Here is a 21868-nt window from a genome sequence, read left to right on the forward strand (position 1 = left end):
CCTGTGGTTCCTGCGGCCACTGCTCCATGTGTTCAGCGGGTGGGGCGGCGTGCCCCGTGGCGGAACCTGAGCGCGCCCAGGAGCAGCGCGCCGAGGAAGATGATCACGCCGATGACCAGGAGGTAGAGCAGACCCTTGGCGACCGCGCCGATGATGCCGAGCGCGACGGCCGCCAGGATGAGAAGCAGCACGAGGACCATGTCACGTCTCCCGTCCGCTATCGGCGCGCCAGGCGGCGCTCGCCGCCGGCACCGGCGGTGTAGGACAGTTCGTAGTGGGCGAAGACCGCGGGTTCCTCCTCGGCGGGCAGCACACCGTCGGTGTCGATCGTCGGCGCGTCCTTGACCAGGGATCTGGGGTAGGCGACCTTCACGTAGCCGGGGCCGACCTGCGCGCCGTCCAGGGGGACGAAGACCAGCCGGTGCCTGGTGGGCAGGCCGACGACCACGGTCCCGAAGAAGGGTTCGTCGGTGGCGGTGTCCACGTACACGGACTCGAGCGTGCCGATTTTCTTGCCGTCGGGATCCACCACGTCGTGCATGCGCCACTCGCGGACATCAGCCATCGTGATCATCGCTCGGCCTCCTTCATGGATCGTGGTGTGCGGTTGCAGGTCAGGCGCGGTCGATCTCGAACCAGACGGCCTTGCCGTCCTTCCTTGGCTCGCAGCCCCACGCATGGGAGAGCCGTTGCAGGACCCGCAGGCCGTGGCCGCCGGGGTGCGCTGGGACTGCGGCACGCACCACCGGTGGCTGGTCGGTGCCGTCTTCGACCTCGACCCGCAGCCGCCCGCCAGTGCTGGAGACGACCAGCTGACGTGGACCGCCGGCGTGCAGGCATGCGTTGGTGACCAGCTCCGACGTCATCAGCAGGACGTCTTCGACGACGGCGCGCTGCTCGTCACCGGGGCCGTCGAGCCAGCCGCGCTCGTCCAGGCATGCCCGGACGAAGTCACGGCAGCGGCCCACCACCCCGCGGCCCTCGGACACGACCATCCGGTCCACCCGGGGACCCTCCGCCGAATACATCACTCTGGCCACCGGGGCCCCCTCTCAGCCGCCGTCGACCTGGGCGTCCGCCAGGGACGCGTACTGCGGGAAGAGCGTGCCCGCCCCGGTGGTCTTGAACAGTCGGGCGACCGGGGCGGGCATGCCCACCAGGGCGACCAGCGCTCCGCGTTCCTGGGCCCTCAGGCGAGCCTCCAGCAGCAGGTTGAGCCCGGTGGAGTCGCAGAAGCCGAGTTCCGAGAGGTCCACCAGGACCCGCTTGGATCCGGTTTCCTCGCAGCGCCGCAGGGCATCGCGCAGTATCGGGGCGGTGTCGTGGTCGAGTTCGCCGGCCAGGCACAGGACCGCCACCTGCTCGGCCAGGGTCTCCGCGACCGTGAGGTGCTCGCCGTCGCCTTCGCCGGGCTTTGGGATTTCGGACGGCATGGCCACTCCCTCTCCCTCCGGTGCGCGCGTCGGAAGATCTTGTCTGGCGCCATCATCTCCCGGCTTCGGTGGTCGGGCAGCCCGGCTTCCGGGCGGTCCTGGCGTGTCCACCGGCTGTGTCGTCGCTTCTGCCCACCGGCCGCGACACTATGCCGCGCCGGGTGCCCCGGGTTGACCTCGGCAGAACCCCCTCACCAGATTCCGTTCCCTGGCGCAACGGTCAGGGCCTCGGTGCTGTCCTGGCGGGAGGCGTGGAACGATGAAAGCGAGCCAGCTTCTGACTCCCGGGCCGTCGATTTTAGGGCGGCGGGCCGACCAGCCGTGAGAGGCCGCAGATGGACAGTCATCCGACAACCGGTGCCCCCGTGCCGGGCAATGGCTCCGATCAGCGGGACCGTGAGGGTCTGGCGCAGTTGCTCGCGGGCCTGACCGCGGTCCGCGACGGCGACTTCTCGGCGCGACTGGCGCCGGGCATGGACGGTTCGGACGGGCTGCTGGGCGAGATCGCCGTGGTCTTCAACGACATGCTGGACCGGCTCACCCTGGTCACCTCGGAAGTCACCCGGGTGGCCCAGGAGGTCGGCGGTCAGGGGCGACTGGGCGGGCAGGCGCAGGTGCCGGGACTGCGCGGGGTATGGCGGGAGCTCGCCGACTCGGTCAATGCGATGGCCCGCAATCTGACCGACCAGGTGCGCAATATCGCCCAGGTGACCACGGCGGTGGCCAAGGGCGACCTGACGCAGAAGATCGAGGTCGACGCCCTCGGGGAGATTCTGGCGTTGAAGAACACGGTCAACACCATGGTCGACCAGCTGTCCGCGTTTGCCGACGAGGTCACCCGGGTCGCCCGCGAGGTCGGCACCGAAGGGGTGCTGGGCGGTCAGGCCCGCGTGCCCGGCGTGGCCGGAACCTGGCGTGACCTGACCGACAACGTCAACTCCATGGCAGGCAATCTGACCGGCCAGGTGCGCGCCATCGCGCAGGTCGCCACCGCGGTAGCAACGGGCGACCTGACACAGAAGATCGCGGTAGACGCCCGGGGCGAGATCCTGGAGCTGAAGACCACCATCAACACCATGGTCGACCAGCTCTCCGGCTTCGCCGACGAGGTCACCCGCGTCGCCCGCGAGGTCGGCACCGAGGGCAAGCTCGGCGGCCAGGCAACCGTCCGCGGGGTGGACGGGACCTGGAAGGACCTCACCGACAACGTCAACGTCATGGCCTCGAACCTGACCGGCCAGGTCCGCTCGATCGCGCAGGTCGCCCAGGCGGTCGAGCGTGGGGACCTGTCCCGGAAGATCTCCGTGGAGGCGAGCGGCGAGGTGGCCGCTCTGGCCGAGGCGATCAACACCATGGTGGACATGCTCTCCGCCTTCGCCGACGAGGTCACCCGCGTCGCGGGTGAAGTCGGGACCGAGGGGGTCCTGGGCGGTCAGGCTCGCGTCCCGAACGTCGCCGGGACCTGGAAGGACCTGACCGACAACGTCAACTCCATGGCCACCAACCTCACCGGCCAGGTCCGCAACATCGCGCAGGTCACCACGGCCGTCGCCCGCGGTGACCTGACCCGCAAGATCGACGTCGACGCCCGGGGCGAGATCCTGGAGCTGAAGACCACCATCAACACCATGGTCGACACCCTCTCCTCGTTCGCGGCCGAGGTGACCCGCGTCGCCCGCGAGGTCGGCAGCGAGGGCCGGCTCGGCGGCCAGGCCGAGGTCGAGGGCGTCCACGGTACCTGGAAGCGGCTGACGGAGAACGTCAACGAACTGGCCGGGAACCTCACCCGCCAGGTCCGCGCCATCGCCGAGGTGACCAGCGCCGTCGCTGAGGGCGACCTGACCCGCTCGATCACCGTCGAAGCGCCGGGCGAGGTGGGCGACCTCAGGGACAACATCAATGCCATGGTCGAGTCGCTGCGTGAGACCACCCGTACCAACCAGGAACAGGACTGGCTCAAGGGCAACCTGGCCCGGATCTCCGCCCTGATGCAGGGCCCCCGAAGCCTGGACGCCATGGCCGAGCTGGTGCTGGAGGAGCTGACACCGCTGGTCGACGCGGTGTTCGGCGCCCTCTACCTCGTAGAGGAAACCCCGCAGGGCACGGAACTGGTCCGCGTCGGCGCCTACGGCGCACCCGCCGGGCAGCCGGTCCGCTTCGCGATGGGCGAGTCCCTGGTCGGGCAGTGCGCGCGCAGCCGCCGAACCCGGGTGATCGAGAACCTGCCGCCGGGCTACCTGACCGTCTCCTCCGGCGCGGGCAGCGCCACCCCTGCCTCGCTGGCGCTACTGCCGGTCGTGATGGAGGACCAGCTCCTCGGTGTCGTCGAACTCGCCTCGCTGGCTGGCTTCTCCCAGCTGCACCGAGACTTCCTGGGGATGGTGACGGAGGCGCTCGGCGTCAATGTCAGCTCCCTTCTGGCCAACACCCGGACCGACGAGCTGCTCACCCAGTCGCGCCGGCTGACCGCCCAGCTCCAGGAGCGGCAGCAGGAGCTGCAGCGCTCCAACGCGGAACTGCAGGAGAAGGCGGCCCAGCTGGCCGACCGCAACCACGACATCGAGGCCAAGAACCTCGAGATCGAGCAGGCACGGCAGGAACTGGAGGAGCGGGCGCACCAGCTGTCGACAGCGTCGATGTACAAGTCGGAGTTCCTGGCCAACATGAGCCACGAACTGCGCACCCCGCTCAACAGCCTGCTCGTGCTCGCGCAACTGCTCGCACAGAACCCCGGCGGCACGCTGACGGACACACAAGTCGGCTACGCCACCGTGATCCATTCCGCCGGCTCGGACCTGCTGGAGCTCATCAACGACATCCTCGACCTGTCCAAGGTCGAAGCCGGCAAACTCGGCGTGAACCCCGAACCCTTCGCGCTGCGCCCACTGCTGGACGCGCTGGAGACCACCTTCCGGCCGCTCACCGCCGAGAAGGCACTGGAGTTCCACGTCAGCACCGGCCCCGACCTCCCCGCTGAACTCGTAAGCGACGAGCAGCGGTTGCGGCAGGTCCTGCGCAACCTGCTCTCCAACGCGGTCAAGTTCACCGAGAGCGGCAGCATCGAACTGCGCGTCGAGATCGCCACACCGGACTCACTGCCCGACGAACTGCCCGCGCCCGGCATCCCGGTGCTGGCCTTCCACGTCAAGGACACCGGCATCGGGATCGCCGAGGAGCACCTGGAGACCATTTTCGGCGCCTTCCTCCAAGCCGACGGCACCACCAGCCGCCGCTACGGCGGCACCGGCCTCGGCCTGTCGATCAGCCGCCAGATCGCCCACCTGCTCGGCGGCGTCATCCAGGCACAGAGCTCCCCGGGCCAGGGCAGCACGTTCACCCTCCTCATCCCCGTCCGCACCCCCGCCGGGCCCACCTCATCCGAGCCCACGACCGCATCCCGGGCCCCGGCCCCCGCGTCCGCTGAAGACGCCCGGCTCGGCACCGGCCTTGAGGGCCGGGTCGCTCTCATCGTCGACGACGACCAGCGCAACGTGTTCGCGCTCACCGGCGTCCTCGAGCTGCACGGCGCGCATGTCCTGCGCGCCTCCAACGGCCAGGAGGGTGTCGACGTTCTGGAGGCTCGGGACGACATCGACGTCGTACTGATGGACGTGATGATGCCCGAGCTGGACGGCTACGAGGCCACACGCCGGATCAGAGCCACCCCTCGCTTCGCGGACCTGCCGATCATTGCGGTCACGGCCAAGGCGATGCCCGCGGACCGGGAGGCGATCCTGGCCGCCGGCGCGACCGACTACATCGTGAAGCCGCTGGACGCCGACGACCTCCTGCGCCGGATCCTCCGGGTGCTGGCCTGACTGGCGCTATTGGTGCCTGGAGCGCCGATATCGCCAGTCTGACCGCTGCCCCGGGGCGACCGACCGGGGCCGCAGAAGAGGAGGATGGCAGCTCAGGGGTACTGATCTGCGGGCCCTATTGGACGCGGATCAGCACCAGGCTGGCGTCGTCGTCGGTGTCGCCCCGAGCTGCGGCCAGGAGCGTGTCGGCGCCCGTCTCCAGGTCGTCGGCGTGATTCAACCCCTCGAGGGCTCGGGCCAGCATGGCCAGGGCGTCGTCGATCGAGGACCGGCGGCGCTCGATCAGCCCGTCCGTGCACAGCAGCAGCAGGTCGCCGTCGCGCAGGTCGACCTGTGACTCCTGGTACCGGGTGCCGGGCACCGCCCCGAGGAGCAGGTTGGGTGCGGACTCCAGCAGCCGCGCTCGCCCGTCGCGCAGCAGCAGCGGGGGCAGGTGCCCGGCGCTGGTCCACCGCAGCGTCTGCCGCTCTGGATCGAAGTAGGCGCAGATGGTGGTCGCCGTTGGGTGTCCGGTGGTGCGCAGCGCCGCCTCGTTCAGCGAACGCATCACGTCACCTGGCTCGCCGCCGGAGCAGCTGAGCCCCCGCAGGGCGTTCTTCAGTGCCACCATGCCGGTGGCCGCGTCGATGCCGTGTCCGGCGACGTCGCCGACCGCGATCAGGACCCGGCCGTCGGGCAGGTGCAGCACGTCGTACCAGTCGCCGCCGACCCGGTACTCCTCGGCCGCCGGGCGGTAGCGTGCCGCGACCCGCAGGCCGGGCAGCGCGTCCAGGCCGGACTGCTCGGGGACGATCGCCTGCTGCAACTGCAGGGCGAGTTTGTGCCGAAGATCCGCCTGCGCCTGCACCGAGCCGAGCCGGTCGAACGTCGCCGCGAGCGCCACCTCGGTCTGGTGCTGGGCGGAGGCGTCCTGGAAGAACCCGGTGAGGCCGGTGAGCGTTCCGTGGGTGAGCAGCGGGTCCGCGATGAGCCGGATGTGGCGCACACCCCCTTCCGGCCGGGGGACCCGCAGCATCCCCGAGACGCCCTCCAGCCGAGACGTCAAAGCCTCCAGCATCCGGGACAGGTCCGGCCTGTCCTCGGGGACGACCAGGTTGGCCAGCCGCTCGAGCGGGAATGGCTCCGTGTCGGCGGGCAGACCCAGTAGCGGGGCGACCTGCTCGCTCCACTGCGTCACCCCCAGGGCCCGGTCGTCCTCGAACGCGGCTAGGGAACCCAAACGCCCCGCGCGGTTGAGCACCGAGAAGCTGTGGTCGCGTCCCTCCGCGTGCCACAGCACCGCACACCGTTCGGCGGAGACCGCGAGCACACGCACGTTCAACAGCGGCACGGTGCCGGGCTGCTTTGCGACGGGAAGCCGGGGCACCCGCTGCACCGCCCGGTGCCGGTACGCGTCACCGACCAGCGCGGTCAGGTCGTCCGCCACCTGCGGCAGGACATGCGCGAGTGGCCTGCCCACGGGCCTTGGCACTCCACTGCCCCTGCGCTGCGCGGCCGCGTTCATGTGCTCCACGAACAGCACCGGCGATCCGTCCGTGGTCTCATTGCGTGCCCTGCGCAGCATCATCGCCGGCTCGGCCAGCAGATCGAGCGTGGAGGCCAGCACCGGCAGGGTTGCGCCGGGATCGGTCAGGTGCCGGACACTCCCCAGTACCCGGGCCAGCACATCCAGCAGGCCGCTCACCCGCAGACGCAACTCCCGGTCCAGCTCGCGGGCCTCGCGCCAGGCCACCAGAACCACGCCGCAGGAAGTCCCCTCGTGCCGCAGCGGCAACACCGCGCGCGCCGCCTCCAGAGCCGGTCCCGGCAGCTCACCCGCGTCCCCGACGCCGCGCGGCAGCCAGATCGGCTCCGCCTCGGCCAGCGCCCGCTGCGGCAAGGCGTGCCACTGCGGCGGAATCTGCGACCACTGCGCGCGGTCCAGGGACGTGAACCCCGCGGAGGCGGTCAGACGCAGACAGTCGCTCGATGTGCGCCGCCACACCATCAGCCCTCGCACCCCGACCGGCCGCAGTGCGCCGAGGAGCGTGCCCGTGACCTCGTCCAGATCTCGGCTGACCTCCGCCGCCGTCGTAGCCTCCAGCCGGGCCCGCGAGCCTGCCAGCGCCGCTTCGGATGCCTCGGGCGCCTCGATGGAGGCCCCGCACGCGCCGCTGACCAGGTCCGCCGCCAGATCGCGGACCGGGACCCCGGCCCGCGCCGCGAGCTGGCGCAAGGACTGGGCCGCCATCGTGGGTTCCATCGCCTGCTGCGCCACGAGAACACCGGCAGCGAGATCCAGCAGATGGCGATCCTCGCTCCGCGCCAGCTCGGCCGCCAGGTCCAGGTACGCCGCCGGCAGAGACCGCGCGTCTGGCGCGGACCGGTCCGACGGGACATCGCTGTCCTGTGCCATGACGCCTCCCCTGACGGCCTCGCGACGAGAATGACCTCTCCAGTCTGCCCGTCTGAGGTGTTGCAGAGGAGACCGGCTGGTCCCGCGGCGACCTGCTGTGCAGGGATTGGGCAGGTCCGGTCACTCACGTGGGTCGGTGCGAGCCACTGTCCTCGGCGCTACGGCCGGTGAGCGCGAGCAGGCGCGTCTGCGGGTCGGCGCCCTGCGGCACCGGCACCGGCAGCGGCGGGTCGAACAGCCCGGTGGCGGCCAGCCGGTCGGCGTAGCCGGACAACTCACGCAGGGCGAATTCCACCAGCGGGTCGGGGAGCCGTTCCTCGGCACCCAGTGCACGGGCGAGGTCCCAGGCGTGCACCACGGTGTCCATGGCGATCTGGCTGCACAGGTGCGCGGCAGACGCCGGCCCCGCCGACAGCACGACGGTGCGATCGAGGGCGCCGCCGGTGTGCACGGCCTCCTCGGCGAGCGTCGCGGCCCGCTTCCAGGCCAGGACCGGGGCCGCGCCGAGCACGTCGGTGCCCTCCCGATCCGCCAGAGCGACGGCAGGGGTCCCGGCCAGCAGCGGCGGCACCCACAGGTGCTGGACGATGACGTGGTTGGCCAGGGCCCGTACCGACCAGTGTCGGCACGGTGTCCGGTGACCCCACTGGTGGGGCTCGACCTGCCGGAGCAGGTGCCCGAAGTGGTCCAGGGCCGCGCCGTAGTGCTGCGGAAGCGTGTCAGCGTCGTCCTGCCTTTTGGTGACCATGGCGTCTCCTAGGGTGCTGCGCCGGACCGGGGTCCGGGCCAGGAGAATGCCCCGTGGCGACGGCTTCACACCCGGCGATCACCACACCCCGGGAGCCCGCGCGTACTGACAAGGTGTGCGGGGCGTGCGGAGGGGTAGCCGACGTGCGACAGTGCGAAACCCCTCGCGCAGTGCACCGGGGAAGTGATCACGGTGAAGCAGATGACGATCGAACTGGTCTGCCTGACGGACGGCGAAGTGATGGTGCCCGCGCTCACCCTCACCTCCCTGCTCCGCGGTGTCAGCGAGGAGATGTCCGGCTGGACCGCCCGGGAGGGTGATCCGCGTACGGTGAGCGCGGTCAAGGACATGCTGGACAGCCTGGCCGACCGCATCGACGTGGACTGCATCGCCGTGTCCACCGAGGCCGCGGCGCATGCCGAAGGCCCGTGAGCACCAGCCGTGGGAGCTCCCGGCGTGCAGGCACAGCTGGTCATCGCACCGGCCGTGGACGGGGGACTGGGCCGTGCCCTGCGCACGGTCGACGACGTCTCCACCGGACTGCTCGTGGTCACCACCGGGCCCTGGTTCTTCGGCAGGCTTCTGGCCGTACCCGCGGGTCTGATCGCCGAAGACGCGAGCGGCACCGTCCGCCCAGCGCTGCGGCAAGCAGAGCCTCAAGCGTGCACCCGAGTACCGCGCCGCCTCCGCGGACGCCTTCGCCGATTACCGGCAGAAGACCGGCAGGTACTTCGACGACGCCCCCGGCTCCGACGGGCTCCTGGTGATCTCGAACAGCGTTGGCACAGCAGACCAGCTGCCGGTTTGAGCCGCCGGGAAGGGGACAGCCGCTGGCCATGGAAGAGATCACTTCGGCTACGGCAGCATCCGGTCTCGGCTCCCGTTCCGCACGCAAGGCCCTCGATGCTCTGGGCGAGCTCAGCGTGCTCGACCCGCTGGCGCGAGCGGCACGCGCAGCCGTCCGCAGACTTCCGCTCGGACAGTCCCGGGAGGTCCTGCACGGGACCTGGCTTGGACACCCGGTGCATCCGGCCCTCGTGCAGGTCCCGCTCGGCTCGTGGATGAGCGCCGCGGTGCTCGACCTCGTGCCGGGCAACCGCCGCGCGGCCGCCGCGCTGGTCGGGCTTGGCCTGCTCGGAGCAGGCCCAGGCGCGGTGGCGGGCTGGGTCGACTGGGCAGAGCAGAGCTCCGAGCAGCAACGCACAGGGCTGGTCCACGCGGCCGCGAACCTGACCGCGACAGGCCTTTACAGCGCGTCCCTGCTGGCACGCCTGGGCGGTCGCCCGGTCCGGGGCCGGATCCTGGGTTGGTCTGGGCTCACCGTGGCGGCAGTGGGCGGGATCATCGGCGGGCACCTCGCCTACCGGCAGGGCACCGGCATGAACCAAGCGGGCGACGTGGCGCAGCTCGCAGAGCCCGGTTGGCAGACGGTGGGGCCCGTCGACGAGCTGCCGGTCGGCGAGCCGGTCCGCCGCGACGTCGGCGACATCCCGGTCGTAGTGCTGCACCACAAGGACGGCACCGTCCATGTGCTGGCGGAACACTGCAACCACCTGTCCGGACCGCTGTCGCAGGGCACCCTCGAGGACGACTGCCTGCGCTGCCCCTGGCACGGCAGCCTGTTCCGGCTCAGCGACGGCGAGGTCCTGGAAGGCCCTGCCACCTCGCCCCAGCCCGCCTTTGCCACCCGGGTCATCGCCGGCTGCCTGCTGATACGCGCCCCCGGCGCGTGACCGTGCCCAAGGTACCGACACGGTGAGCGGACGACTACATTCTGTCGGCACGCAAACAGCTCGAGGTTCAGTCCGATTGGGGGATGCGTTGCGGGGTAACCGCTGGCAGAACGCCCCGAAGAAGGGACGGCCCCCACCACATCCAGTCGTGCGGGTGCACTCCGCCCAAGGACCCGTTCCATGTCCCACTCACGCACACTCGCACTCGACCGGGCACCCGCGCGGCTGCCCGCGCCGCACGCCGTCGACACCGAAGAAGCCCGCGAGCTGTCCAGGCAGCTGTTCACGCGCCTTCGCGAGCTGGACGAAGGCACCGCGGACTACTCCTACGTGCGCAACACCCTGGTCGAGCTGAACCTCGCCCTGGTGCGCTACGCCGTGGCCCAGTTCCGGCACCGCAACGAACCGACCGACGACGTCCTCCAGGTCGGCATCGTCGGCCTGATCAAAGCGATCAACCGCTTCGACCCCGACCGCAACCTGGAATTCTCCACCTTCGCCCTGCCGACCATCACCGGAGAACTCAAACGCTTCTTCCGCGACACCAGCTGGTCGGTCCGCGTGCCCCGCCGACTCCAGGAGCTGCGCCTGCGCCTCGCTAAGGCCACCGACGAACTCTCCCAGAAGCTCGAGCGCGAACCCACCGACGCGGAACTGGCCGCCGCCCTGGACGTGACCGAGCAGGAGATCGCCGAGGGCCGCACCGCGAGCAATGCCTACACCGCCGGGACCCTGGAAGCCCCCGACGACGGCACCGACTGCGAGGGCCCGCAGAGCCGCCGGTTCGGCTACACCGACGCCGCACTGGAGGGCGTCGAGAACCTGGAGTCCCTCAAGCCGCTGATCGCCCAGCTGCCCGAACGCGAGCGCACCATCCTTGCCCTGCGCTTCACCGGCGAGCTCACCCAAGCCGAGATCGGCGCACGCCTGGGCATCTCTCAGATGCACGTCTCACGGCTCCTGTCGCGCGTGCTGGCACAGCTGCGCGAGGCACTCCTGGCCGAACAGTGACCGCCCGTCCCGGCAGGAGATCTGAGCCATCGTCACTCACCCCGTGGAACCGGAAGGCCCACCGCGCCGTGCGCTGAGCGGGATCGCGGCGGAGCGGGATCTCAGCGTCATACGTGGCCTTGTCGGGCTGGTCGCGGCTCGGGCGCCGTCGGCTTGGGTGGATCCGGGTCGGGGTAGGGCAGGGGGTTCGGGTCAGGTCCCGGCTGCGGCACCGAGGCGGGCGCGGTGGCGGACACGGCTGCCTCCTCATTCGCTGGACTGCTGTGGACACAGCCTCGGTGGCGGGGCGGTGCACCTGGCTGCGCCTAACCGGCATCCTTCGGCGGAAACCCTCCATCCCCGCCAGGATGCTGACTGGGTGTACTCCAGGCGATTGCGGGCAGGCGCGTCGCACCGGCATCCCGAATCGGCAGGAGGCCCGACCGTGGACGCGCAACACACCCCGCCCTCCCGGACGCCCACAGGCGCGAGCGGCGGCACAAGCGGAACCGTGACGGATGTCGTCCGGACCCAGATCCCCGCCCGCCTGGACCGGTTGCCCTGGTCCCGTTGGCATTGGCGGATCGTGATCGGCCTGGGCACCGTATGGATCCTCGACGGGCTGGAAGTGACGATCGTCGGCAACATGGCGTCCCGCCTGGCCGAGCAGGGTAGCGGCATTCACATCAGCGCCGCGCAGGTCACCACTTGGGCCGCGGCCCTCTACGTCGCCGGCGCCTGCTGCGGCGCCCTGTTCTTCGGACACTTGACCGACCGTTTCGGACGCAAGCGCCTGTTCATGATCACGCTTGCCGTCTACCTCTCGGCCACCGCACTGACGGCCCTGTCCTGGACGGCCTGGTTCTTCTTCCTGTGCCGCTTCCTGACCGGCCTCGGCATCGGAGGGGAGTACGCGGCCATCAATTCCGCGATCGACGAGCTCATCCCGGCGCGCGCCCGGGGCCGCATCGACTTGATCATCAACGGCAGCTTCTGGATCGGCGCCGCCGTGGGTGCGCTTGCCTCCATCGTCCTGCTGAACACCGCGCTGTTCGCCACCGACCTTGGGTGGCGGCTGGCCTTCGGCATCGGCGTCGTACTGGGCCTGGTGATCCTGCTGGTGCGCCGCCAGGTCCCCGAGAGCCCGCGCTGGCTACTCACACACGGCCGCGCCAAAGAGGCCGAGCGGCTGGTCGACTCCATCGAGCACGAGGTCAGCGAAGAAACCGGGCACGACCTGGAGCCCGTCCGCGATGAATTGGCCGTGCAGCAGCGCGGCGTGATCGGCTTCACGACGATCGCCCGCACTGTGCTGCGCGACTACCCGCGACGGGGCCTACTCGGGCTCGCCCTCTTCATCGGCCAAGCGTTCCTCTACAACTCGGTGACGTTCGGTTACGCGGTCATCCTCACCACCTTCTTCAAGACCCCGACCGGCGACACCGGCTACTACTTCGTCGTCATCGCGATCGGGAACTTCCTCGGCCCACTGCTCCTCGGCCGGTACTTCGACACCGTCGGCCGCAAGCCTCTGATCGCCGGCACCTACATCCTCTCCGGCCTGCTGCTGTTCGGCACCGCCGCCCTGTTCCAGAACGGCATACTGACGGCGGCCACGATGACGGCTTGCTGGACCGTGGTGCTGTTCTTCGCCTCCGCCGGGGCGAGCGCCGCCTACCTGACCGTCAGCGAGATCTTCCCCCTGGAGACCCGGGCGCTGTGCATCGCCCTGTTCTACGCGGTCGGTACCGCGCTCGGCGGAATCACCGGCCCCCTGCTCTTCAACGGCCTGGTCAGCAGCGGCAAACCGGCCGACACCACCCTCGCGTTCTGCATCGGCGCAGGACTGATGTGCGCTGCCGGCCTGGTGGAGGCCGCGATCGGGGTGCGCGCAGAGCGCCGCAGCCTGGAAGACCTGGCCGCACCGCTCAGCGCCGTGCCGGCCTCTGCATCCGGAGTAGAGGCTTGAGCCGCCGGATCAGCCCGGCATCGTCCTAGGGCCGAGGGGCACGACCCGCACCACCTCGGTGGTGCCGCCGCCGGTCTTCGCGTGCACGCCTGTCTGTCAGGGCAGTCCGGTCAGGTCGGCTGCTTGGGTGGAGGGCTGCGGGTCGGTGCCGAGCCATTCGCAGAACAGGATGGTCGCGTCGTCCTGCAGTTCGCCGTGGTGGTAGTCCAGGACCGCGTGCACAATGCGGCGCAGCGTCTCGGGCACGGGAAGGCCGTCGGCGTGATAACGCAAGAGGAGTTCGACGAACCGCGCGAGGCCGAACTCGGGGCCGCCCGCGCGCCGGGCCTCGGTGATGCCGTCGGTGTACATCACGATCCGGTCGCCTGGTTCGAGCTGCTCACGGCACAGCGTGAGGGGCAGGCCGAGGTCCGTGCCCATGGGGTGGGCGGGCTCGCACCGCAGGCTGGCGGTCCAGCGCCCGGCTCGGATGATCAACGGGAGGTGGTGTCCGCGGTTGACGAAGGTGAGCTGGCCGCTGGTGGTGTCCAGGTCGGCGAGGATGCCTGTGGCGTAGCGGCTGCGGTGGAATTGTTCGAGCAGGTCTGCCTCGATCCGTTCGCTCGTCTCCACCAGGGAGCAGCCCTGGCGTCGGGAGCTGCGGCAGGTGGCCATGGCCAGGTTCGCGGTCAGTCCGGCGGCGGTGTCGTGGCCCATGGCGTCGAAGATCGACAGGTGGACGTGCGTGCCGGCCGTGGCGTAGTCGTAGGCGTCGCCGCTGACCTGGTACGCGGGCTCCAGGGCCGCGGCGATGACCACGCGCCCGTCGGCGTAGGTGCGCGGGGGCATCAGATGCCACTGCATCTCGGCGCCGACCGACATCGGGGCGGTGCGGGTCAGGCGGGCATAGGAGTCACTTCGGTCGCGCTTGCTCGCGACGGCCAGGGCGGTCAGCGCCGCCAGGGCCTCGATGTCCCCGCGGACAGCATCGTCCTCGCGCGCGGTGCTGACCTGCAGGACACCCAGGCGCTCGGTGCCGTTGAGCATGGGGACCCACCACCGGCGCGGGCCGCCGGGCTGTTCCGAGCCGGCGGCGAGGATCTCCCCGACCTGGTAGGCGCGGCCCGCGAGGGTCCCGTCGATCCGCAGCTCGGCGGGATCACTGCCGGGGTCCTGGCCCGCGTCCTGGCCCTTGCCGGTGAGCAGCCGCAGGTGCCGAAGTTCCAGGTCCGCCAGGTAGACCAGCACGTGCGTGAATCCGGCCAGGGCGGCGCAGCCGTCCAGAGTTTCGGGAAGGGTCTCCAGCGGCATCAGGTGGCTGGCCGAGAGCAGGCCCGACAGCATCCGCCGGGCCGGGCCGTCCCACTGGTTCGTCTCGGCCACGGTCATCTCGATCACCGCCACAGGTGAGGGCGCACGTTCGCCCTTCAGTCTTCCGGTCGGCGCGCTGTCGTGCACCCGGGATCGCATGCGGGCCGAAGGCCGGGGCGGCACCCTCGCTTGCGGCCTTCGCCACCGATGGCACAACCAGCACGGAAGCACCCCCTCGTGGTGGATGGCCGGTGCCCTCGTTGACTCTGCACCTGCCCGTGGCTGCTACCCATCTGGTCAGCTGCCCCCGACCGTAGGGGGTGCGGGCGTCGCCATCGACGCATACGCGATCGCCCGCAGGGAAGACGCAGCGACACCGACCATGAGGAGGCCTGTCATGGAGGCAAGGGACGGGCCCGCACTCTCGCGGCGCGAGCAACAGGCGCTGACAGACATCGAGCGCGAGCTCCAGCAAGACGAGGAACTCGACCAGTCACTGCGCACCATGCGATTGCCTCGGCCCCGGTGGCTGCGTTCCCTGCGGCGGCGCAGCCGGCGTGACGGCCGCGGGCAGGGCAGTAGTGCCAGGTGAGGCGGGCGCTCCGCCAACCGGAATGGATGAACCGTCCCTGCCCCGCTCGTCGACGCCCGCCGCCGCCCGCCCGTTGGGACACGAACATCTCCACTCCCACGAGCCGCCTCGCCCCGGTTTGTGTTCTCGCCGACGGGTCACACGCGGTCATGACGGACCGTTCGAAAACCTTTGACGGAAGGAACCCGGAATGCTGCTCCTGCTCGGCCTACTCCTGCTCTGCGGCACCGCGGCCTTCACCGGCTTGCTCATCGCGGACAACCTGTCCGGAGGCCCGGACTACTCGGTCACGATCCTCGGGAACACGATCGCGACCATGAACAGCCTGGAGATCTTCCTCTCCGGCCTGGCCCTGGCGCTGATCTTTTGCTTCGCCCTCGCCCTGATGGGCATCGGCGGACGGCTGTCGAGTCGACGCCGCGCCCTGCTGCGCAGCTCGCACGGTGCGCACGCGGCCACGCCGCACGCCACGACCGCTCGGGCCGACACCGACGTAGCCGTCGACGAAGCGACCGGGACCCCGGCCGGGACGGCTGCCGGTACACCGGCGCGTTCGCACCGTCCGCATCGTCATCTGTTCGGACACTGATCCCGATCCGGGCAGACGGCGCCCGCGAGCCGGGTCGCAGCCGGGATGAGCGCTCCGTCTGGCCAGCACGCCGTCGGTTACCGGCTTGCTCCGCCAGGCGGAGCTTCGTCGTCACGGCCGGGTGCGTCGCGCCGGCGCAGGTGCAGTGGGAGGGCGAGCCAGCACAGCGCGAACCAGACCAGCACTGCGGCGACGATCGGCCAGGCGGCCCAGCCCAGCCCGGCGACGCGAAGCAGCAGGAGCAGCGCCGCCCCGATCGCGGCCGCCAGCAGGCACACCCCGACCGCCACCAGACGGCTGACTGCTCCGACCATGTGTGATTTGACGTGGTGCCCGGCAAGGAGCCGGTGGTAGGTGACCGGCGCGATCAAAGTGCCGGTCGCGAGAGCGCCGAGGACGACCACGACGACGTACAGGCCGCGGTCGAAACCATGCAGCCGCGCGAACCTATCGGTGAAGGCCACCGAGAGCAGGAAGCCGAACATGATCTGCGATCCGGTCTGGGCGATCCGCACCTCCTGCGTCAGATCCGACCAGCGCCGGTCCGCTGACTGCGCCTGGGTCTCATGGCGCTCCCGCGCGCCCACCTCCTCGTCACTCACGGCGCAACCTCCTGACTCCACCCGTCACAGCGGGCTACGACAGGCTCCTAACCCGAAAGCCCGAAGCCACGCCCACGTGCCGCTCCCGTTGCAGGCCCAGGGGATTCGGGGTCCTGGTCAGCCCTTGGGTGCGCCGGCCGCAAGGGCGATAACGATCGGGAGCGCGAACAGGACCACGACACAGGCTGCGCGAAGTTCAGGGTCCGGCCGAACCCGATCCGTTTGGGCACGAGAAGCCGCCGGTCGTCTCGGTTGAAGTAGAACTGGCCGGCCTTCCAGCAGCGGTCGTCGTCCCAGTTCACATGCTGCTCCCCGGCCGCAAAGCCGATCACCGCGCCGTCCGGGGGGACGCGCCATGAGTGGCCGGTCAGGACCGAACCGGAGATCAGGGGCGAACGGCGCGAATCGGTGCCTGGCCTGGCGGACGGACAGCGCGGTCCAGGTCGTGGTCTTGGGCCTGCCGCGTTGGCGCAGGCATGCGGATGAGGCGGAGGGGCCAGCGGAGTGGAGCCACCATGCGTGCCCAGGCCTGGCCAGTTCCGGTCCGGGCGTTAGTCACGGATTCGATGCAAGATTGAGGTCCGATCGCTGGGCGGGGGCGGGGCGTTTGGCCAGGGGCGTCTGCGCGTCCTTCATGACACGAAATGGATGTCGCGTTTGCAATGCCGTGATAATCGGGTCATTGTGGGGGGATGGAGCAGGAGACCACCACGCCTCGGGCGACCCGGTGGACGTTCCTGACAAGCCATGCACGGGTCCTTGCCCAGATCGCCCGCGACCCCGGCATCCGGGTGCGCGACATCGCTGCGCGCTGTCTGCTGACCGAGCGGGCGGTGCAGCGCATCATCGCCGACCTTGAAACGGGCGGCTACCTCAGCCATGCCCGCAACGGACGTGGGAACCGGTACCGGGTCCAGCACGGCACCAGGCTTCGGCACCCCGCCGACGCCGGCCCCACGGTGGACGACCTGTTGGCTGTCCTGACCGCACAAGCCCAGCGACCCGACGACGTTCTGGCGCCGCGGCACCCATGAGACCGGCCACCAGCCGTCACGGGCATGAAGCCCATGGCGGCGGGCACACTTTCGCGGCCCATGCACGCGGAGCCGCATCAGCATCGAGGAGGGAAGAGAGACCGTGTCCACGGCATCCGCCCATCCGACACACAACAGCTCCGACCGCTCGCTCACGACGCTGCCCGCTGCCGCCCAGGACGAAGTCCGCGAGGCGGTGGCTGGGACGGCCCCGATCTCCTGCGACCCGGTGACGCTTGAAGTGATGGAGATCCGGGCGCTGACGGACGTGCTGCTGCTGCGGCTTCGCGAGCTGGAGGAGGGCAGCGCCACCTACTCCTACGTCCGCAACACCCTGGTCGAACTCAACATGAGCCTGGTCCGCACCGCAGCCCAGCGGTTCGCGCACCGCCGTGAATCGGTAGAGGACGTCCTCCAGGTCGGTGTCATCGGGCTGATCAAAGCCATCAACGGCTTCGATCCGCACCGAGAGGTCGAATTCGTCACCTACGCCCTGCCCACCATCACCGGCGAGATGAAGCGCTTCTTCCGCGACACCAGCTGGGCGGTCCACGTACCGCGACGCCTCCAGGAGCTGCGCCTGCAACTCGCCAAGGCCGGCGAGGCGCTGGAGCACGAACTGGGCCGGGAACCCACCCGCCACGAACTCGCCGCCCGCCTCGACACCACCGAGGAAGAGGTCACCGAAGGCCTCCTCGCCAGCGACGCCTACACCGCCGGCACCCTGGACCCCCCAGCCGGGGACGAGGAAGGCGACAGCCCCCTCCAACGTCGCCTCGGCGCACTTGACCGTGACCTGGAGAACATCGTCGACCTCACCGCGCTGCGGCAGATCCTCCCCACCCTGCCGGAGACCGACCAGCGCATCCTCGCCCTGCGCTTCGCCGAGGACCTCACCCAGAGCGAGATCGGGGACCGCATCGGCTGCTCCCAGATGCAGGTCTCCCGGCTCCTCGCCCGCATCCTGGCCGAACTGCGCGCCCAACTCGACGACGAGCGGTAGCCACGCAACCCTTCACACCACCGTCGTCCACTCCAGATAGGCGCGCGGATACCCCAGCAGCACCTGGGCCAGCCGTACGAGGCCGTCCCTTTCGGACGAGGCGAGGGACTGGACCGAGAACACCTCGGGCAGCCGCTCGGCCTCCCGCTCCATCTGTCCGCAACGGACCTCGATACGGCGAACCACCCGCTCGGCCGCCGCGTCGAGAGGCAACCTCGCCTGCTGCGCGACCGCCATCACGTGGTTCACGACCCAGGTGACACCAGAACCGGCCTCGGCCGCGGCGATGTCCTGGCACCAGGCCGTGACGTCGTTGACCCCGTGGACCAGGGCCCGCCAGGCATTGGACCGGTACACATCCGCCGGCACCGGCACGCCCAGGAGAACCTCGGGCAGGTCGAACAGCCATGGGCAGTTCACCGCACGCCGCAGCGCCGGGTACCGGTCCGGCGCGGGGATCCGCCTCAGCGCCGCGTAGTGCGCCTGCTGGGCACGTGCCCGTTGGTGCTGGCGCAGGTGGTAACGGAACCGGCGCGCCCACATGCCGTCGGGGAGCGGCCTGGTGCGCTGCCACAGCCCACCCGCGGCGTGGCCTGGATCCCGGTCGCGTGAGGCGGCACCGGCCGAGCAGGCCGCCAGCCACGCCTCGAACAGTTCCGGCAGGCTCCGGCCGTCGGCGGCCAGAGCCTGCCGGTCGGGGTGCAGGGTGGCGGACCATGCGGCCCACTGGCCGAACAGGACCGCAGCGGTGGGAGCAGCGTCGGGGAGGCAGTAGGAGGCGAGCGTGCCGAAGGTCGAAGTGCCGTCCAAGCCGGCGTCCGCCGCCCAGGAGCCCACCGCCGATTCGATCTCCGCCACGTCGTCATGCACGGGCGAGGGCCCGGACAGGAGCGGGATCCGAGCCTGCAGCGACTCCAGAACCGCAGGGCCGCCCACCTGCCGTCGCGTCTCTGCCGGGTCGGTGGGGTCGCTGTTTGAGTCTGCGGCGGTACCTTGATGGCCCGTCACCACTGGCGTCCTTGCGACCGTGCCGCCGGTTCGTCGAGTTGGACGGTGGTGAGAGCGGCCGGGTGCATGGCACGAGCGTAGGCCACTGCACGGGCGGAGCGGCTTGGGGCGCACGCGGTGTTCCCGACCGGTTTCACAAGGCGGTTTGGCCAGGTCACCCTGCGCTGGCGCCGTCTGCTTCTCTCCGGTGTGGGCGCCGGCAGAGGAGGCGAAGGTACGCTGACGGGGTGCGGCGCCGTGGCAGACCGCTGCGCTCAAGCGGGGCGGCCGGCTCGAAGTGGCGGACATCCTGGCACATCATCAAAGCCCGGCTGCTGTTGGCAGTCCCATCACGCCGCCAGGGCAAGAATCCCCGCATGATCGCGGCGCCGGGCCGGCCCTGCCTCCAGTCTGTCCTGGCGAACCTGTGGATGCCGTCGGCGCCGGTGAACCGGCGTCCGCACGTGGGGACGGATATGGCTCACGCCCTCAGCGCGGCCCGGATGAGTTCGCGCAGTTCGGCGTCGGTGACGCCCACGTCCGTCGAGCGCAGGCGAATGGTTGCCTTCCCGGTGACGAGCTCGGGATGCCGTCTGGTGAAGCCGCCATCGCGGTCCGTGCCCCACCCGTAGAGCGAGATGCCGTGCTGCCAGGCCCCGACATGCAGCTTGCGCTTTCCGACCCGGTAGGTCGGCATGCCATAGGACAGCACTGGGCTCGCCCCCGGGAAGCTCTCCAGGATCAGCCCGCTCACCCGGTCGAAGAGGGGCGGTGATCAGGCGCGATGGCGTCGATGTACTCCTGCACAGCGTCCATACCCACCATTCTGGCCGTCCTGCTGCGTGGCCAGCTGAAGATTGTGGCGGTCACAGTTGCACGGCGAGTGCCGCGCACAGGGCCGCGACACCCACGGCGAGCCACGCCAGGTAGTCGCCCAGGTGTCCGGAGTGCAAGCGGCGCAGCGCGCGGACGGTGCGGGCGGCCGGGTGGGAGCGGCGCAGACGAGGGCCGCGCGCGTGGACGGCGGCCGCCGCCAGGGCGACGGCCAGCCCCGTGGACAGCAGGCCCAGCAGAACACCGGCCACCGTCCATCCCGTGGCCGGCGCGGGCACGGCCAAGGGACCGGCGTGCCCGGTGGTGACCGTAGCTGTGTAGTGGGCAGGGTCGGTGAACACCGCGGCGCCGTGCGCGAGCGCGGCGGCGAAGCCCGGCAAGCAACCGGCCACGGCAGCGAGAACCAGGAGAAGCGCCGGGACGAGGGTCAACGTCGCGGGCAGGGTCCGCTCGGGGGACCGGATCTCGGGCTCCTCGCCCTCACCCGTGGTCTCCTCCGAGTCCGGCGCATCGGCGGGCACGGGGCCAGCGCCCCAGAAGATCCGCAGGCCTGCACGAAGGACGGCTCCCCCGGTGACGGCCGAGGCCACCACGAACACGACCGGCAGCCACGGTTGCCAGCGTGAGGCCGCGTCCTCGCTGAGGGCCTTGCCCAGCCCGGTGCCGAACGGCGGCAGGCCGACCAAGGCCAGCGCGCCGACGACGAACAGCACGCCCACGGCGCGCAGCCCCCGGGCCCTGCCGTGCAGACCGTGCTCGTCGACGGAGCCGTAGCGGTCCAGCAGCACGCCGGTCAGCGCGAAGAGCGCGGCTTTGACGCAGCCGTGCGCAGCGACGTAAACGGCGGCGCCCGCGACGCCGGCCGGGGTGAGCAGCGCGACGGCGGTCAGGAAGAGGCCGATATGGCTGACGGTGGAGAAGGCGAGCAGGCGTTTGAGGTGCCGTTGCTGCCAGCACATGAGCGCGCCGACCAGGGCGGTGAGCACTCCGAGCGCCGCGAAGGTGGTCCGGAACGCCGTATGCGGGATACCGCCCGGCCCTGCGAACACGGTCCAGTAGACGCGGGCGACGCCGTAGACGCCGAGTTCAACCATGACGCCCGACATCAGCATGCAGACCGGAGTCGGCGCGACCGCGTGGGCGTCGGGCAGCCAGAAGTGGAAAGGCACGACGGCCGCCTTGACGAGCAGCGCGGTGCAGATCAGCACGAACGCGACAACGGTGAGTACGTCTGTGGGGTGGGAGGCCAGGTGCTGGCCGAGGCGGGCGAGGTTCAGCTCGCCCGTGCGCGCGTACAGCAGGCCGATGCCGAGCAGGGAGCAGTAGGCGGAGAAGGAGGTGACGATGCCGAAGGTCAGCGCTCCCTGGAGCGGTCGGGGGTCCTCGATGTGGTAGCCGGTGAGCGCGTAGGCGGCGGCGCCCATGAGTTCGAAGAACACGAAGGCGTTGAACAGGTCGCCGGTGAGGGCGAACCCGGCCATGCCGGCCTCGAAGAGCAGGATCAGGGCAGGGAAGACGCCGGCGTGCTCGCCCCGCGGTTCCTCGAAGTACCGCCAGGAGTACACGATCACGGCGAGGACCAGCACTCCGACCAGAACCGCCAGCCCGGCCCCGATCGGGTCGGCGGCCAGCACGATGCCCACGCTGGCGGGCCAGCCGCCGAGAGCGGAGACGCCGGTGTCGCCGCTGCGGGTCCACACCAGGGCCAGGCAGACCAGTTCGGCGGTGGCGGCGGTCGTCGCGACGATGTCGCAGCCGGTCCGTGGCAGCCAGCGGCCCACGACGGCCAGCAGCGTGGCGCCGAGCAGCGGGATCGCGACGGCCAGCGGCAGCAGATGGGCTGCGGTCACG

Annotated in this window: 20 protein-coding genes; 8 read left to right on the forward strand and 12 right to left on the reverse strand. The window is 70.6% G+C overall.

Annotation, left to right across the window (positions count from 1 at the left end; all coding sequences use genetic code 11):
* Nucleotides 1-32: 32 nt before the first annotated feature.
* From TR49_RS44390 to TR49_RS31025, 4 genes are read right to left on the reverse strand one after another with little or no spacing between them, the layout of a single operon-like run.
* Entirely contained in the window at nt 33-191 is a 159-nt protein-coding gene (locus TR49_RS44390) for a hypothetical protein (RefSeq protein ID WP_162484687.1), read from the reverse strand.
* Nucleotides 192-217: 26 nt separating this feature from the next.
* Complete coding sequence (locus TR49_RS31015; protein ID WP_042387414.1) at nt 218-574, reverse strand: PRC-barrel domain-containing protein; 357 nt, start codon at nt 572-574, stop codon at nt 218-220.
* A 40-nt stretch (nt 575-614) separates the two neighbouring features.
* The gene (locus tag TR49_RS31020; RefSeq protein ID WP_236653600.1) at nt 615-1040 is read right to left on the reverse strand and encodes an ATP-binding protein; all 426 of its coding nucleotides are present in this window, start codon (nt 1038-1040) and stop codon (nt 615-617) included.
* A 12-nt stretch (nt 1041-1052) separates the two neighbouring features.
* Nucleotides 1053-1433 carry an STAS domain-containing protein gene (locus TR49_RS31025; RefSeq protein WP_052434787.1) on the reverse strand — a complete coding sequence of 127 codons (381 nt, stop codon included), beginning with the start codon at nt 1431-1433 and terminating at the stop codon, nt 1053-1055.
* A gap of 335 nt (nt 1434-1768) precedes the next feature.
* Between TR49_RS31025 and TR49_RS31030 the strand changes: the two genes are divergently transcribed.
* A complete protein-coding gene (locus TR49_RS31030; RefSeq protein WP_084725621.1) occupies nt 1769-5251 on the forward strand; it encodes a HAMP domain-containing protein in 3483 nt (1160 codons plus the stop codon).
* A gap of 115 nt (nt 5252-5366) precedes the next feature.
* Here TR49_RS31030 and TR49_RS31035 read toward each other — a convergent pair whose 3' ends face one another.
* Nucleotides 5367-7646, reverse strand: coding sequence for a SpoIIE family protein phosphatase (locus TR49_RS31035; protein WP_052434788.1), 2280 nt, complete (start codon nt 7644-7646; stop codon nt 5367-5369).
* A 124-nt stretch (nt 7647-7770) separates the two neighbouring features.
* On the reverse strand, nt 7771-8394 hold the full coding sequence (locus tag TR49_RS31040; RefSeq protein WP_042387418.1) for a TIGR03086 family metal-binding protein: 624 nt from the start codon (nt 8392-8394) through the stop codon (nt 7771-7773).
* Nucleotides 8395-8595: 201 nt separating this feature from the next.
* On the opposite strand from TR49_RS31040, the gene TR49_RS31045 reads away from it, so the two are divergent.
* The 4 genes from TR49_RS31045 (at nt 8596) to TR49_RS31060 (ending at nt 13086) form a co-directional block, all read left to right on the forward strand.
* Nucleotides 8596-8826: a hypothetical protein gene (locus tag TR49_RS31045; protein WP_152627538.1), complete on the forward strand. Its 231-nt coding sequence runs from the start codon at nt 8596-8598 to the stop codon at nt 8824-8826.
* A 404-nt stretch (nt 8827-9230) separates the two neighbouring features.
* On the forward strand, nt 9231-10127 hold the full coding sequence (locus tag TR49_RS31050) for a Rieske (2Fe-2S) protein (protein ID WP_052434789.1): 897 nt from the start codon (nt 9231-9233) through the stop codon (nt 10125-10127).
* Nucleotides 10128-10307: 180 nt separating this feature from the next.
* A complete protein-coding gene (locus TR49_RS31055; RefSeq protein WP_042387420.1) occupies nt 10308-11138 on the forward strand; it encodes a SigB/SigF/SigG family RNA polymerase sigma factor in 831 nt (276 codons plus the stop codon).
* A 490-nt stretch (nt 11139-11628) separates the two neighbouring features.
* Nucleotides 11629-13086, forward strand: coding sequence for an MFS transporter (locus TR49_RS31060; RefSeq protein WP_042387421.1), 1458 nt, complete (start codon nt 11629-11631; stop codon nt 13084-13086).
* 96 nt (nt 13087-13182) lie between these two features.
* Here TR49_RS31060 and TR49_RS31065 read toward each other — a convergent pair whose 3' ends face one another.
* Nucleotides 13183-14454, reverse strand: coding sequence for a PP2C family protein-serine/threonine phosphatase (locus TR49_RS31065; RefSeq protein WP_052434797.1), 1272 nt, complete (start codon nt 14452-14454; stop codon nt 13183-13185).
* 704 nt (nt 14455-15158) lie between these two features.
* On the opposite strand from TR49_RS31065, the gene TR49_RS31075 reads away from it, so the two are divergent.
* Nucleotides 15159-15557 (forward strand): hypothetical protein, encoded by a 399-nt coding sequence (locus tag TR49_RS31075; protein ID WP_236653601.1) that lies wholly within the window; start codon nt 15159-15161, stop codon nt 15555-15557.
* Nucleotides 15558-15634: 77 nt separating this feature from the next.
* Here TR49_RS31075 and TR49_RS31080 read toward each other — a convergent pair whose 3' ends face one another.
* Both TR49_RS31080 and TR49_RS45915 read right to left on the reverse strand, forming a co-directional pair.
* Nucleotides 15635-16159 carry a DUF6328 family protein gene (locus TR49_RS31080; RefSeq protein WP_052434791.1) on the reverse strand — a complete coding sequence of 175 codons (525 nt, stop codon included), beginning with the start codon at nt 16157-16159 and terminating at the stop codon, nt 15635-15637.
* A 47-nt stretch (nt 16160-16206) separates the two neighbouring features.
* Nucleotides 16207-16491 (reverse strand): DUF5808 domain-containing protein, encoded by a 285-nt coding sequence (locus tag TR49_RS45915; protein ID WP_369405349.1) that lies wholly within the window; start codon nt 16489-16491, stop codon nt 16207-16209.
* Nucleotides 16492-16851: 360 nt separating this feature from the next.
* On the opposite strand from TR49_RS45915, the gene TR49_RS31085 reads away from it, so the two are divergent.
* Both TR49_RS31085 and TR49_RS31090 read left to right on the forward strand, forming a co-directional pair.
* The gene (locus TR49_RS31085) at nt 16852-17193 is read left to right on the forward strand and encodes a helix-turn-helix transcriptional regulator (RefSeq protein ID WP_042387425.1); all 342 of its coding nucleotides are present in this window, start codon (nt 16852-16854) and stop codon (nt 17191-17193) included.
* Between the two features lie 103 nt (nt 17194-17296).
* Entirely contained in the window at nt 17297-18196 is a 900-nt protein-coding gene (locus TR49_RS31090) for a SigB/SigF/SigG family RNA polymerase sigma factor (protein WP_236653602.1), read from the forward strand.
* 12 nt (nt 18197-18208) lie between these two features.
* Here the strand turns inward: TR49_RS31090 and TR49_RS40475 are convergent, their stop codons facing one another.
* From TR49_RS40475 to TR49_RS31105, 3 genes are all read right to left on the reverse strand, one after another.
* Nucleotides 18209-19054, reverse strand: coding sequence for a terpene synthase family protein (locus TR49_RS40475; RefSeq protein ID WP_152627539.1), 846 nt, complete (start codon nt 19052-19054; stop codon nt 18209-18211).
* A 610-nt stretch (nt 19055-19664) separates the two neighbouring features.
* Nucleotides 19665-19937, reverse strand: a complete 273-nt coding sequence (locus TR49_RS31100; RefSeq protein WP_236653603.1) for a DUF1801 domain-containing protein — start codon at nt 19935-19937, stop codon at nt 19665-19667.
* Nucleotides 19938-20049: 112 nt separating this feature from the next.
* The gene (locus tag TR49_RS31105) at nt 20050-21867 is read right to left on the reverse strand and encodes a complex I subunit 5 family protein (protein ID WP_042387426.1); all 1818 of its coding nucleotides are present in this window, start codon (nt 21865-21867) and stop codon (nt 20050-20052) included.
* Nucleotide 21868 lies beyond the last annotated feature (1 nt).

Origin of the sequence: Streptacidiphilus melanogenes (assembly GCF_000787835.1) — a bacterium.
Classification (GTDB): domain Bacteria; phylum Actinomycetota; class Actinomycetes; order Streptomycetales; family Streptomycetaceae; genus Streptacidiphilus; species Streptacidiphilus melanogenes.

Coding starts and splice junctions, on each gene's coding strand:
- TR49_RS31015 (WP_042387414.1), bottom strand. CDS start 574: ATGATCACGATGGCTGATGTCCGCGAGTGGCGCATGCACGACGTGGTG.
- TR49_RS31025 (WP_052434787.1), bottom strand. CDS start 1,433: ATGCCGTCCGAAATCCCAAAGCCCGGCGAAGGCGACGGCGAGCACCTC.
- TR49_RS31030 (WP_084725621.1), top strand. CDS start 1,769: ATGGACAGTCATCCGACAACCGGTGCCCCCGTGCCGGGCAATGGCTCC.
- TR49_RS31035 (WP_052434788.1), bottom strand. CDS start 7,646: ATGGCACAGGACAGCGATGTCCCGTCGGACCGGTCCGCGCCAGACGCG.
- TR49_RS31040 (WP_042387418.1), bottom strand. CDS start 8,394: ATGGTCACCAAAAGGCAGGACGACGCTGACACGCTTCCGCAGCACTAC.
- TR49_RS31045 (WP_152627538.1), top strand. CDS start 8,596: ATGACGATCGAACTGGTCTGCCTGACGGACGGCGAAGTGATGGTGCCC.
- TR49_RS31050 (WP_052434789.1), top strand. CDS start 9,231: ATGGAAGAGATCACTTCGGCTACGGCAGCATCCGGTCTCGGCTCCCGT.
- TR49_RS31055 (WP_042387420.1), top strand. CDS start 10,308: ATGTCCCACTCACGCACACTCGCACTCGACCGGGCACCCGCGCGGCTG.
- TR49_RS31065 (WP_052434797.1), bottom strand. CDS start 14,454: ATGACCGTGGCCGAGACGAACCAGTGGGACGGCCCGGCCCGGCGGATG.
- TR49_RS31075 (WP_236653601.1), top strand. CDS start 15,159: ATGCTGCTCCTGCTCGGCCTACTCCTGCTCTGCGGCACCGCGGCCTTC.
- TR49_RS31085 (WP_042387425.1), top strand. CDS start 16,852: ATGGAGCAGGAGACCACCACGCCTCGGGCGACCCGGTGGACGTTCCTG.